General features: G+C 32.2%; 9 protein-coding genes and 1 tRNA gene. 3 read left to right on the top strand and 7 right to left on the bottom strand.

Annotated features, from left to right (window positions below):
• The first annotated feature begins 40 nt into the window (after positions 1–40).
• On the top strand, positions 41–1,939 hold the full coding sequence (locus tag ABJM36_RS07695; RefSeq protein ID WP_348450860.1) for an amidophosphoribosyltransferase: 1,899 nt from the start codon (positions 41–43) through the stop codon (positions 1,937–1,939).
• 584 nt (positions 1,940–2,523) lie between these two features.
• On the opposite strand, the gene ABJM36_RS07690 is transcribed toward ABJM36_RS07695, so the two are convergent.
• From ABJM36_RS07690 to ABJM36_RS07680, 3 genes are all read right to left on the bottom strand, one after another.
• Positions 2,524–2,979: a 6-carboxytetrahydropterin synthase gene (locus ABJM36_RS07690; RefSeq protein WP_348450858.1), complete on the bottom strand. Its 456-nt coding sequence runs from the start codon at positions 2,977–2,979 to the stop codon at positions 2,524–2,526.
• Positions 2,980–3,091: 112 nt separating this feature from the next.
• Positions 3,092–3,262 (bottom strand): hypothetical protein, encoded by a 171-nt coding sequence (locus tag ABJM36_RS07685; RefSeq protein ID WP_348450856.1) that lies wholly within the window; start codon positions 3,260–3,262, stop codon positions 3,092–3,094.
• Positions 3,263–3,289: 27 nt separating this feature from the next.
• Positions 3,290–4,624 (bottom strand): MATE family efflux transporter, encoded by a 1,335-nt coding sequence (locus tag ABJM36_RS07680; protein WP_348450854.1) that lies wholly within the window; start codon positions 4,622–4,624, stop codon positions 3,290–3,292.
• A gap of 263 nt (positions 4,625–4,887) precedes the next feature.
• On the opposite strand from ABJM36_RS07680, the gene ABJM36_RS07675 reads away from it, so the two are divergent.
• A complete protein-coding gene (locus ABJM36_RS07675) occupies positions 4,888–5,682 on the top strand; it encodes a universal stress protein (protein ID WP_348450852.1) in 795 nt (264 codons plus the stop codon).
• A gap of 6 nt (positions 5,683–5,688) precedes the next feature.
• Positions 5,689–5,765 (top strand) — tRNA-Ala (locus tag ABJM36_RS07670).
• A gap of 13 nt (positions 5,766–5,778) precedes the next feature.
• Here ABJM36_RS07670 and ABJM36_RS07665 read toward each other — a convergent pair.
• From ABJM36_RS07665 to ABJM36_RS07650, 4 genes are all read right to left on the bottom strand, one after another.
• Positions 5,779–6,621, bottom strand: a complete 843-nt coding sequence (locus ABJM36_RS07665; RefSeq protein WP_348450850.1) for an alpha/beta fold hydrolase — start codon at positions 6,619–6,621, stop codon at positions 5,779–5,781.
• 2 nt (positions 6,622–6,623) lie between these two features.
• Positions 6,624–9,380: a PD-(D/E)XK nuclease family protein gene (locus ABJM36_RS07660; RefSeq protein WP_348450848.1), complete on the bottom strand. Its 2,757-nt coding sequence runs from the start codon at positions 9,378–9,380 to the stop codon at positions 6,624–6,626.
• Between the two features lie 79 nt (positions 9,381–9,459).
• Positions 9,460–10,851 carry an OmpA family protein gene (locus tag ABJM36_RS07655; RefSeq protein WP_348450846.1) on the bottom strand — a complete coding sequence of 464 codons (1,392 nt, stop codon included), beginning with the start codon at positions 10,849–10,851 and terminating at the stop codon, positions 9,460–9,462.
• 466 nt (positions 10,852–11,317) lie between these two features.
• The gene (locus ABJM36_RS07650; protein WP_348450844.1) at positions 11,318–14,452 is read right to left on the bottom strand and encodes a UvrD-helicase domain-containing protein; all 3,135 of its coding nucleotides are present in this window, start codon (positions 14,450–14,452) and stop codon (positions 11,318–11,320) included.
• Between the last annotated feature and the right edge of the window lie 102 nt (positions 14,453–14,554).

The raw sequence follows: 14,554 nt of genomic DNA, 5'->3' as shown, positions 1-14,554 counted from the left end.
GAAACAGAATTAGTTAGTAAAGCGAAAACATTTACAAGTTATGAGTGATGCCTTAAAACACGAATGCGGAATTGCAATGATTAGACTTTTAAAACCCTTAGAGTTTTATAAAGAAAAATATGGCAGTGCATTTTACGGTGTAAACAAAATGTATTTAATGATGGAAAAACAGCACAATCGTGGGCAAGATGGTGCAGGTTTTGCAAGTATAAAATTAGATACAAAACCGGGAGAACGTTATATAAGTAGAGTTCGATCGGTTCAACAACAACCTATTCAAGATATTTTTGCTCAAATTAACGACCGTATAAATAAGGAACTTGAAGCGCATCCTGAATATAAAAATGACGTTGCAGCGCAGAAAAAAAACATACCTTATATAGGCGAGGTATTATTAGGACACGTACGTTACGGAACCTTTGGTAAAAACAGTGTAGAAAGTGTTCATCCATTTTTAAGACAAAACAATTGGATGCACAGAAACCTAATAATGGCCGGAAACTTTAACATGACCAATGTTAAAGAGCTTTTTGGCAATCTTATTGAATTAGGGCAACACCCTAAAGAATATACCGATACCATAACTATTATGGAAAAAATTGGTCATTTTTTAGATGATGCCGTTAGTAAAATTTATAAAGACTTAAAAAAAGAAGGTTACAATAAACAAAACGCTTCGCCACAAATAGCAGAACGCTTAAAGGTTGGCAAAATATTGCGTCGTGCAGCAAAAAACTGGGATGGCGGTTATGCTATGGCTGGTCTTATTGGACATGGTGATGCTTTTGTATTAAGGGATCCGGCAGGAATCCGTCCGGCATATTATTATAAGGATGATGAAATTGTAGTTGTTGCTTCGGAGCGTCCGGTAATTCAAACCGTTTTTAACGTAGATTTTAATGATGTTAAAGAACTTGATCCAGGACATGCTATTATAACCAAAAAATCTGGTAAAGTTGCGATTAAAAAAATATTAGAACCTTTAGAAAGAAAATCGTGTTCGTTTGAGCGTGTTTATTTTTCAAGAGGAAGTGATGCCGAAATTTACCAAGAGCGTAAAACTTTAGGAAAGTTACTTATGCCTAAAGTACTTGAGGCTATTAATAACGACACTAAAAATACGGTGTTCTCCTATATCCCAAACACTGCTGAAACGTCGTTTTTTGGAATGATTGAAACTGCTGATGCTTTTATAAATAAAACTAAAACAGCAGCCATATTAAATGGACAGCGTTCATTATCAGCCGAAAAAGTTACTGAGATTTTATCTGAACGTGCTAGAATAGAAAAAATAGCCATAAAAGATGTGAAACTTAGAACTTTTATTACTGAAGATAGTAGTAGAGATGATTTGGTTGCACACGTTTATGATGTTACTTATGGTGTAATTAAACCTACGGATAACTTAGTAATCATTGATGATAGTATTGTACGTGGTACAACTTTAAAAATGAGTATTTTAAAGATGCTAGATCGATTAAATCCTAAAAAGATAATTGTGGTGTCTTCTGCACCGCAAATTCGCTATCCGGATTGCTACGGTATTGATATGGCTAACTTAGAAAGCCTTGTTGCTTTTAGAGCTGCCTTAGAGTTACTAAAAGAAGCTGGTAAATATGATATCGTTAAGGATGTTTACAAAAAATGCTTAACGCAAACAGAATTACAAGATAAGTTAGTTAAGAATTTTGTAAAAGAAATTTACGACCCGTTTACAGACCAAGAAATTTCTAACAAAATAGCCGAGTTATTAAGTCATGAATCCATTAAGGCTGAAGTGAAAATTATATTTCAATCGGTGGAAAACCTACATAAAGCATGCCCAGAGCATTTAGGCGATTGGTATTTTACTGGAGATTATCCAACAGTAGGTGGAAATAGGGTTGTAAACCGAGCGTTTATTAACTTTTATGAAGGCAATAATGAACGTGCTTATTAATTATTAAATTAATAATTTAGATGTGGCTAAACCATAAAATATGCATTTTAACCCAAAAAAATGCTTTTCATCTAAAAAATAATTTTAGTACTTAAAATACACATAAATTGGTATCACCATAACATAAGTAGGTTAAGTTCATGGTAGATTTGGGGCAAAAAAAGCTGAACTTCTGTTCGGCTTTTTTTATACCATAAAGTGAACTACACAACAGAAAATGATAATCTTACCCTTTAGTCTTAATTAACTAGTTTTATATCGTTTAAGCCAATAATTGCGTAGTTTAACTAAATTATTTCCACATACAGTAGTCCTACTATATATTTGCAACACCATAACATAAGTAGGTTAAGTTCATGGTAGATTTGGGGCAAAAAGGTGGACTAACGTTCACCTTTTTCATTTTAGTAGTTTTTCTTTTTTAGAATTAAAATTTCTGCACTTTCTAATACAAAACCCAGGTGATTTTAAGACTGTTTTTGGCTGTGAATCCGCGTTAGGGATTGTAGCGGCATCCTTTATTGCTTTTTCAGCAAAAAAGATATAGCAGATATAGCGGAAAGCCCGACCCTTGTGGTAACGCCCTAAATATTATCGTACTGAAACCATTGTGCAAACGACGTATCGGTTTCTTGAAGTTTTAAAGAATGAAGTTTGATGTGGTCTGGCAACCTTTTACTTATTTTTTTAGCAAAGTCTAATACCATCATCTCGCTAGTAGGCTGGTAATCTACCAATAAAACATTATGCCCACGGTCTTGCAACTCTTTTGCTAACTCGACGTGAGGTGTGTTTTTGTTGAAAACCGTGGCGTGGTCAAATACGTTTACAATTTCTTCTTTTACGATTTTTTTAAGGTCACCAAAGTCTATTACCATACCGTATTTAACGTTATTGGTATCCGTAATGGGTTTACCAATAACGGTTACCGATAGTTTATAACTATGGCCATGTACGTTTTTACATTTTCCGTCGTAGCCATAAAGTGCGTGACCGGTTTCGAAAGAGAACTGTTTTGTAATACGAATGTTATTTCCCATTATCTTCTTTTTCTTTTGTTTACAAAGTATACAATTATTAAAACTAACCCTAAAATTAGGAATAGTCCGCTTCCGCTTAAAAATGACAAGATGCTCGTGATATCCATAACGCTTATTTATTTCTTTTTTTATTGTAGTGGTAAACTACATAGGCTAATGTAACAAGCACTGCAAATGGAAGTATAGAACCAATAAAAACACCTATTTCGTAGCCTTTATCTGGTGCATTATTAATTTTTTCTTCAATATCTACTTGCTGAAGTAAAGCAATGAATAGATTCATATTAGTTGGTTGTGCTATTATGCAAAGTTAATTGTTTTGAACTAGTGGCAAAAATAGTTGCCTGAATTTTATAATTAATGGTATACCTCGAGCCATTATCCAAAAAGTTATGGCTATAAATATACCATGGAGTTTATAGTCTAAATTATCAAGCCAAAATAATATGGGTAAAAAAACAATAAAAGTTGAGAAGAGGAGTACATTGCGTAAATATTTCATTTTACCGAGGCCTTTAAAAATACCATCGAAAATGAAAGCTAGACTGCATAAGGGCTGCATAACAAGAACTACCCAGAAAACGTTATAAAACACTTCAAGAACTTCGGGTTCTTTAGTGAATATTCGTCCAATTGGATAATAGGATATAGCACCTAATACCCCCAAAGCAATACCAATAATAACACCATATTTAATAAGTTTATTACTCAACTTAATAAGTGTACCATATGCTGTTTCCCCTAATAATTTACCTGATAAAATATTACCTGCACTAGCATAACCATCGACTATAAACGCGCCTAAAAACCATAAATTTATTGCTATGGTATAAGCTGCTATATATGCTGCTCCATAGCTTGTAGCAAAAGAACTAGCATAATACAGCGTTACGTTTAAAGCAATGGTGCGTATAAATAGATTAAAAATCATTAACAGAAATCGTTTAATTTCTGGATTAAAAGGAAAACTTGGTTTTAAAGGAATTTCTGTTTTTTTAAGAAGAAAATAAGCCGAAAATAAAGCCATTAAAATTTGAGCAATTACACTTGCGTAGGCAGCACCTTCTATATGCATTGGATTTATAAAACCCTCTATTCCGTAAACCAGAATAATATCTAAAATGATATTTGATGCTGCACCTATAACAGCAATAATCATGGGATAGTATGTGTTTTGCAAACCTCTAAAAGCACCAAAAACGGCAATTGTAAATAAGGTGAAAGGAAATCCTAGCACCCGGATTTTATAATACACTACTGAGTAATCTAATATTAAACCAGAAGCGTTGTATAGTTTGAAAATATATTTTGCAAATGGATAGGTGCAAGCAATGATAAGCAGACTAAGGGATGTAATGATAAAAATAGCCTGAGCAGGCAAATTTTTAACCTTTTCTAATTTATTAGCACCTACGTATTGCGACACAATAGATGAAATGGCACTTCTAGTTTGCCCCAAAACCCAAATAAGCATGGATAAAAATGTGGTAACAATACCTACCGCAGCTAAAGATTCTGTGGCATTTATTGGGATATTTCCAACAATAGCAGCATCGGTTAAAGACAAAATAGGTTCGGATACTCCAGCAATTAATGCAGGAATAGCCAATTTATTTATGTGTTTTAAACTAATGTTTGTGCTCATAAAACTAATTAGTAACAATGAAATGGGTAGATACTTAACCTAGGAAAAACCTACAATTTGTAATAATTAAAACCTTTTTGAAATATCGCTTTAATAAGGAAAATCCCGCTCCATTGATGAATATTGCTTGAATTAAAACGATCTAAGCATCCTCTTATAAAATTTAAATTCTTACTTATATCGATGCTAGCCTCTTTTCTAATTATTAAAATGTTTATTTTAGCAACAAATTTATTGTAAATTTAGCTTTAAAACTCATTGGTATGAAGAATATTTTAGTCCCAGTTGGATCCTCAAAAAATGCAATAAGCCATTTGCAATATGCTGTAGATTTTGCCGAAGCTTTTAACGCCAAACTATTTATAGTACAAGTATATAATGTTTATACTAAAGCAGGCACCATGATTCGTGTGGACGATATTATTCAAAGAGAAAGTAAAGCGTTTTTAGATGATTTGGTTTCTAAAATTGACCAAAAAAATGTTGAAATAATTGTTAAAACCTTAAAGGGAAAGTTAGTTGACACCTTAGAATTAGCTTGTAAAGCAGCTAATGTTGATTTGGTTTTAATAGAACCAAGAACCAATTCCATTAAAGATGAAGTATATTTAGGTAAAACTTCGGGTAAAATTGTTAAACAAATGGATGTCCCTGCACTTATTATTCCTGAGGGATATAAATTTTCGCCAGTTAAAACCATTTTAATGGCAGTAAAATCGGCTATTATAAAAAAAGAAGATGCCTTAAACCCTTTACTTGATGTTAAAAACAAATTTGACGCTACTTTAAACCTATTACTTGTAAAAACACCTTTTTACAACGAAGGAGATTTTGAAATTAAAGAGGAACTTAACTCTATAGTTAGTCGAGTTATTAAAAGCGGAAACGCGACTACATTTCAAGGCGTTTTAGAGCATTTCCAATCTAATAATCCAGACATGTTATGTGTTGTTAGAAGAAAACGAGGCTTTTTTGTCAAAAAATGGGAAAAGAGCACTATTTTAAAAAAGGATTTCTTTAGTAAAGTACCTGTTTTAGTTTTAAGCGGTTTAAAATAAAAACAAGGGGATGTAGCTCAGTTGGCTAGAGCGCTTGACTGGCAGTCAAGAGGTCGTCGGTTCGAATCCGATCTTCTCCACCATAAAGCGTTAGTTTTAATTATTTAAAAACTGAATACTTATAATTAACGCTTCTTTTAACGCCTTTGGCAAGTTATCTTGTTGCCATGGATGCGATGCTCCAAAAACATGATTAGTCGCTTCTATAATTTCTAGTTTACTATTAGAATTCCAATCATGTAAATTATAAGCTTCCTCAATTAAAACACTAGTGTCCGCATCGCCATGAATGATTAAATACGGTATTTTTAAATTTGAAACAGCACGTTTTATAGTCAATCGCTTTTCGTTGGCTACAAAATTTTCATAAAACTGATAAAAGTGAGGCATGTGTTGTTTCGTTCTACCGTTTAAAACGTATTTAACGCCCTCTCTTTTCCATTCATCCAAATTTCCAATGGTAGATATCCTTTTTCCGAAATCGCAAACACCAGCAAGACTAATTACCTTTTTAATTCGATTATCTTCTTCAGCCTTTATAGTTACAATGCCTCCAGCTCTACTGTGTCCAATTAAATTAATATTGTCTGTATTAATTTCTGCCTGGTATTCGGTATGATTACTAATCCAATCGATAACCGATTCGAGATCATCCAACTCTTTGGTGTAGTTATTATTTCCGAAGGCTTCTAAATCAGGGAAATCTAAGGGCTGATTAACGGTTCCACCATTATGTGAAAAATTAAATTTAACAAAAAAGAAACCAGCATTTGCAAATGCTTCCGCCATTAAATCCCACGCCCCCCAATCTTTAAAACCTTTGTAACCATGGCAAAATATAACCACCGGTTTTTGTGTGCTGTTTTTATTATAAAAAACATCAGCAACAATAGGTTTATCGTGTTTTCCCGAAATGACACTATTTTTTGTAATATTCATTTTTAAACTTCTTTTTCCGTGAAATCAATATTTGGATTACATATTTCCATGATAAGTTTTTTTAGCTCTGTTTCAAAACAGATTAGGGTTTCTTCAGTAATTAAAGCATTTTTACTTCTACTAGAAGGCTTATCCTTTTTTCCAAATTTTAAAAATCCGGCCTTTAAGTTTTTAAAGGAAATAATACCAGCTTCTATAGGCAATTTGATCATTAGAGATTGATTCATCATATAAGCATAGGTAAGCACCTGAAAACTCTTGCTATACTTTTTATAATCTGTTGTAAGATCTTCCCAATTAACAATTTCTACTTGGTTTTGATCTACTTTACCCGTTTTATAATCAATAATTCTTGTAATACCATTACACTCATCTACACGGTCAACCTTACCTTTTATTCTTATTGGATAATCAATTTCAGGTATTTTAATTTCTATATCATTATCCGCTTCAATAGCTATAATTTTTATTTTGTTTCCAGCGTTTAAAGCTTTTATTTCAAGATTTAAAAAGTTATTTACATAACGTTTAGCGATCTCATAAATAATTAGGTTTTTACCTTTTGTTATATCCCCTTCCTTATATTCATTTTTAAAATGATAGGTAACCCTGTTTTCTATGTCGAGTTTTAATTTTTTAACTCTGTCGGTGGTCAAAAACTGCCCAACAAAAGGTTTATAAAAATCTTCTAAGGTATTATGAACAACGGTCCCTAAGGTATTAGCAGCAACAGTTTCTTCAACATCATTATGTTCTCTAATTTTTAAAACACTCTGATAATAAAAATCGATAGGGTTTCTAATATAATTTGTTAGCGAAGAAGGTGAAAATCCTCTCTTAGCCACTTCAACTAATCGTTGTTGTAAATCACTATTCTTTTTTACGGTATTTAGTGCCTTTTCTATTCTAGGTACTTGAGGTGTTATTATTTTACTATTAATGTTATGAATACCTTCTAGCTCCAACTGTGTAATAAACCTACTTTTTTCTCCTCCTGTTAGTACATCGGCCTCCGTATTATAGGTTATATAGATATTTTTAGCACGTTGTAAAAGTTTATAAAAGTGGTAGGTATACACAGCATCCTTTTCTTTAAATGTAGGTAAGTTGTTTTCTAGTTTAACATCAAATGGAATAAAGGAGTTGTTGCTTTTTCCAGCTGGCAAAATACCTTCGTTTACCGAGGCTATAATAACGGTTTCAAAGTCTAAAACCCGAGACTCTAGCATACCCATAATTTGTAAACCTTGTAATGGTTCGCCTTGAAAATCTAGAGTTTCCGTGCTTAACAACTCTTTATAAACATTAAATAAGGTTGAAATATCATTAATATGTTGATGTTCCTCATTTAATCTTGAAAGCTCGGTAAATAATTCGTTAAAACGAAAAACGTATTCCAATTGTAATAAATTCGATGACTTCTCCTTATCCAAATTAGCTTTGATAGCCAATATTAATTTGAATATACTCTCTAAGGCAAATGAAATAGAGTTTTCCCAATTAGAAAACAATAAGTTTATAGTTGAATGGCATAAATTAGCCATTTTAGATAAGCGTTCCTTATTTAAATATACAAGGTTATTTTTATCAATAGTTTGGATAATTAAAGCCGCATAATCTACCCCATCAATAAAAAATAATGGTCTTATAAATTGATGTGATATTATTTTAATAACATCCTTAAAATAAAATGAACTTGTATTGCTTTTGTGGGACTGAAAAAGAACTTCAAATAGAGATGTTAAAGGAATAGACTTTAAAGGAAACCCCATAGTAACATTTAATGCATCTATAGATGAAGGCAAGGAATTAAGTACAGGAATTAATAAATTTTCATCACCCAATACTACAGCAGTACTTTTTAATGAACCATTGTTTTTTTGCAAGGATTCTAAAATACTACCAATGTGTTTTGCCTGTCCTATATTTTTAGGCACACCAAATACCGAAATATTTTTTTCTTTAGAATAATTTTCGGCTATCCAATTAAACGAATTGTTTTTAAAAAACGACCAGTTATTTTTGTGTTGCCTAGTAAACAGGGCTGCGTCATGTTTTTTATTATCCATAAATACGCAATCGACATCCCAATAAACTCTTGCCAACTTATTTTTTAATAATGCTTGAATTATGGTTTCTTCCGAAGTATTTAAGGCATTAAAACCTAAAAAAACATGCTTCTTATTTGTATTACTTTGAATATAGCTTTCTAAATTATTAACCGCCTCCCGATAAATTAAACCCTGATAACCAATCTTTTTACTTAATAAATGCTTTGAAAAAGCATTATAATAATTATAAAGTTTCTTCCAAAAAGCTAAATAATTTTTAACAAAGTCGGTTTGATGTTCTTCTAACGACCAATGTTGTAAATCCTGAATATCACTTAAATAATTAAAGATTTTTTCTTGAGGAATAAGGTACCTATCAATTTCGTTAAAATCCTGAAGTAAAATTTGACCCCAATTTGAAAAAGAGTCAAAAGAATCTGCACGTTCTTTTTTAGTTAATTGGATATAAATAGAATAAAACTCGAAAAGAAGTTCGGTATTAGAGGTGGATTGTATTCGCGATAAATCCTCAACAAACTCTTCAATACTTAATATCTCTGGAGCAAAAATAGTTTTCTCTACAACCTCAGCAAGCTGATGCTTTAAAAAGAGTCCTGCTCTTTTACTGGGCAAAACAAAAGTTATTTCAGAAAAATTCTGATTATCGTTTTGTAAATCGTTTAAAACATCGTGAATGAAAGTTGTCATTTTATAAAAATAAAAAACGCTTCGGATATCCGAAGCGTTTTTTGTAAACTTATTTGTTTAAAATTTAATTAGCTATTTCTTATTTAGCTAAGTTAATTTCTACACGTCTGTTGTTTGCTCTACCAGCTCTAGTTTTATTAGTATCAATTGGTTTAGCCTCTCCGTATCCAAGTGCAGATAATCTGAAAGCATCAATACCATTTTCAACTAAATATTCTTTTACTGAATTAGCTCTAGAATCAGATAATCTTTGGTTTAAAGTTTCGCTACCTACGCTATCAGTATGACCTTCAACTGTAAATTTAGCTGTTGGGTATTCTTTAAGAATACCTATGATATCAGCTAATACAGCAGCAGATTGTGCTTTAATTGTTGATTTACCTGTATCAAATAAGATCGTTTTAGCATAAGCGTTAAGTGTTGCTTGAACAGCTTGAGATACTTCAGGACAACCATTGTTTGCAACAGTACCTTTAACCTCTGGACACTTATCATCTTTATCTAACACACCGTCTCCATCTTTATCAGCCCAAGGACATCCTTGGTTTGCAGAAGGACCAGCTTCGTTAGGACATTTATCATCAGCATCAGTTACACCGTCACCATCAGCATCAGGACAACCGTTTAATGCTTTTAAACCAGCAACTGTAGGACAGTTATCTTTGTTATCAGCAATACCATCACCATCAGCATCAGGACATCCATTAAGCTCAGCTAAACCAGCTTCGTTAGGACAATCATCTTTACTATCTTCGATTCCGTCACCATCAGTATCAGGACAACCGTTGAAAGCTTCTAAACCAGCAACATCTGGACAAGCATCATCTTTGTCATATATCCCGTCACCGTCAGTATCAGTACCTCCAAATTTGATAGAAATACCAGCAGTATGTTGGAAATGTGTGTCTAAGTAATCTTCAAAAGCATGCTTGTAAGCTGTTTGCACAGTTAAACCAATGTTTTCGTTAAACCATACGTTGAAACCTAAAGTTCCATTTACAGTACCAGCACCAATTTCATCAACCCAAGTGTAACCACCACCAAGACCTAAGAAAGGATCGATAGTTGTTCCTTGAAGGAAGTTATATTTAATTGTACCATCTACACCATAGTATGATAAATCAGACACCTCATTAGTTACATCAGGATTTACACTAATATCACCATATTTATCAATTTTATTTAAAGACCCAGTAATTCCAAAAGAAAAACCATCGCTTAAATATTTAGATACAGAGATCGTTGATAAAGAAGGTAAAACATTCCAGTGTGCGGTAGCATTTGCGAATTCATCACCAAAAGACTCACTAGCGAATCCTCCTTTAGAAAGAGCTCCGTCTCCTGTAGGATAGAAATCAACTGCGTTTACACCAATAGAAATTTGCCATGGGTTGTTTTGGTCTTGCGCATTAACGTTGCTATAACCAAGTACAAGCAACATAGCGAACAATAATCTGCTAAGATTTTTCATATTCAAAAGTTTAATTTTAAGTGTTAAATTTACTGCAAAAGTAAGTTGTTAAATGTTATTAACAAAGACAAATATATAAAAAAATAGGTTAAACAAGTAGTTCATCGATAGTTCATAATGAATTTAGATAACCTTAAGTGTTTTCCTTACATAACTAAAGTTCTTCAAAGTCTTATAAAAATGTGATTTTGTGTGCGCTACCAAGAGTTACACCCGAATTACAGCTTTTATCACAGCAACCTCTTGAAAAAAGAATCTTACAACACAAACCCTTGTTATATAGGCTTATTTACTCTAGTTTACCGCAGTTTAAAATTAAAGATAACAAGTACAAAAACCGCATTAACACCCCTATCAAAACTAGTAAGTTTATTCAAATACCACCTACTTAGAATATCTTTATATAAATGTTCCTTTTGTTAAGATATGCTGTTCTGCCATAGGCTGTTTTTATTAGCCCCCTCGATTAAACAGCTTTCACTAAAATATCATCATTCACATATACAAGAATCTTTTTTTTAACGGTAACATTCATATCTTCTAACACATCTTGGTAAGTTTGCAACTGCTGAGCATATTTTACATCTTCAGAACCCGTTTTATAGTCTAGTATTACGGCTTCATTTTCAGAATTAACAATAACCCTATCTGGCCTCAAAATAAATCCGTCTTTAGAAATAATATCCCGTTCATTATAAATAGTAATTCCTCGTGTAAAATACCCTTTTAACTGGGGGTGATTAACGATTTGCAACACCTTATCGGTAAGTAATTTTATTTGCTCTTTTTGTATGGTAGAATTCTTTAAAAAGTCCTCCATTACAACCTCTACATCATCAATAGTTTCAATTTTAGCCAAAATATTATGGATTAAATTCCCCTTCTCAATAGCTTCCTGTTGATTAGTATCCCATAATAAACCAGATTTTGTTACCACGTTAATATTATGGTCTTCTTTAGCTGTTGTAATAAACGATTCCTGATAATAGGTTTCTTTTTTATTTTCAACCCGATCTGAAGTCTTTTTAGGATCTCCAAAGCTATACTCGAGTTCCGAATCTTGCCATATACCCAAATGTTGTAAATAATTAATTAATAATCCAGAATACTTTTTACTGTTTACCTCACCTTTAGCTGAAATATCTTTAGTAGAAATAATATGTAACTGTTCTACGGGGCGCGTTAATGCTACATACAAGACGTTTATATTATCTAATTCTTGTTCAGATTGATGCTTATTAAAAATTCGTAAACCTTCTTGACCATAATGCTCAAAATCTTTATTATAATTTAAAAGCGTGTTGGAAAAACCATTATATTTCTCTTTATCTAAATTAAACCATTCTTTAGGCTCTAACTCACGGTAAATATCTAAATCGGCATAAGGAAAAACAACCACAGGAAACTCTAAACCTTTCGATTTATGAATAGTCATAATTTGTACCGCATCCTGACCTTCGGGCGAAATAATACTCAAATTATCTTTTTTCTTTTCAAAATAATCTAAAAACCCTGAAACATCAGATCCTTTTTTCATTGAAAAATCTAAAACAATATCTAAATAAAACTGAATATAGGCATTGGATTTTTTAATCAAACCAAACCCTCTAACAATAGTTTCGGCTAAATCATAAAGCGGACGTTGCAATAACATGTTAGCATCTATAAATACATTAAAAGCCTCGAAACTTTTAAACAACTCATCTGTTGGTGTATTAATATGTGCCGTAAAAAAATCATGCTTTTCTTCAATATTAAAAAGTGTCGTTACATAGTTTAAAACTTGAATTTTAATATCATTATTTTCTGGCTTAACTAAAAGTGCCAAAACATTATTTATAAAAACAACTTCAGGCGAATTATTAAGCAATAAGGTCTCAGAAGAAATTATCGATATTTTTTGTTGACTCAAATAATCGGCAATGGCAACGCCTTCTTTTTTCTTTCTTACTAAAACGCAAATATCTTTTAATTTAAAACCATTTTCTAAACATAAATTTATAGTTTTTAAAACTTCTTCCGGAAACAACTCATCCCTTTTATCTTCTGCATCTAAATCTAAAAACGTTAGCTTTACAAAGCCATCATTCTCGTCGGTTATATTCTGTTTAGAGTTTTGGTAAAGGTCTTGGTGTTGGGCTTCATTAAAAAAGGTACTTGCCAAAAATTTAAACACCCCATTATTAAAATTTACCACCGCTTTAAAACTCCGATAGTTTTCTACTAAATGTTTTACAACTTGGTCTATTTGAAACGGTTTATCCTTTTTATTAAACAAATCCATAAACTGCTCTGCTTTTCCTCCACGCCACCTGTAAATAGCCTGTTTAGCATCGCCTACCAACATGGTACTTCCATTAATTCCAGAAAGCGAATTATCTAACAATGGTTTTAAATTTTCCCATTGCATAACCGATGTGTCTTGAAACTCATCAATAAAATAATACTTAAATTTTTCACCTAAGCGTTCGTAAATAAACGGTGTAGGTTGGCCCGCAATCTCCTTACTAATAATAGCATTAAACTCTGAAATTAGCATTTTATTCTGTTCTTCTTTTAAAGCATTTAACTCATTATTAATTGCATTTAAAACCGAAAGCGGCGTAATATTTCTATAAAATGCCTTTAAAAACTTAACATGAAAAACGGCTCTTTTGGTAGCCTGAAAACTAGCAGCCAATTGCGGCTGTATTTGTTCTATTCTAGAGGCCACATCATCGCTAACCCTCTTAGGATACAAAGTTTTTGTTTCAATATCCTCTTGCCATTTCGTACCAAAACTTACACTAAAATTTTCGTTGGCTAGTTTTTCAAAATGTTTTGGTAAATAACCACTAGAGAAATCTTTAAATTCCAAGCCAGATTGGGCAATTAAATCAAGTACTGTTTTGGCATTTTCAACTATATCTTGTTCCACAGAAGAAATCTCACTTCGTAATTGCACTTTGAGCACCTTAAAATCGTTTAAGGTTTTATCTTTTAAGGTATCAATAAATGGCAAATCGTTTTCTTTAACCAAAAGTTTAGCAATTTTATTAAAATCGAAAGCCACATCGTAGCTCTTGTCATCATCAGCTTTTTCAATTGCAAAATCAACCAAAATTTTAGTGAGCTCTAAATCACTTCCTGCTTTTGATATTAAACTATCTACAGCTTCATTTAAAAGCGAATCCTGATCTAACTCAACTTCAAAATTTAAAGGTAATCTTAAATCGTGGGCAAAAGTTCGTATTAACTTATGTGTAAAACCATCAATGGTTGAAATATCAAAAGCGGCATAATTATGTAGAATCGTATTTAATAAATGGTCAGATTTTTCATGAAGCACCATCGGGTCCATCTGCAATTCCTCGCAAAGATCCTTAAACATAGGTGTTGGCTTTTTTATAATAGCAGGATCCGAAAACACTTTAAGCATATCTACAATGCGTCCTTTCATTTCGGCAACAGCCTTATTAGTAAAGGTAATGGCCAGTATACGCTTAAAAGGTTCCGGATGATTAGACTTAAAAAGTATTTTTAAATATTCTTTAACTAACATATAAGTTTTCCCGCTACCTGCAGAAGCATTATAAATAGTAAAAGGATGTGTTTGCTGCATAAAGATTGATTTGTTACAATATAAAAACTATCGATGAGTTGATAACAATTAATTATTTTTTATTAACCTGTTTTATGCGTAAATTTGAATTAAATTAAATAT

The sequence above is a fragment of the Algibacter sp. genome, assembly GCF_039977455.1.
GTDB lineage: Bacteria > Bacteroidota > Bacteroidia > Flavobacteriales > Flavobacteriaceae > Algibacter_B.
The sequence above is the reverse complement of the archived record's forward strand: the minus strand, read 5'-3'. Positions and strand labels throughout refer to the sequence as shown.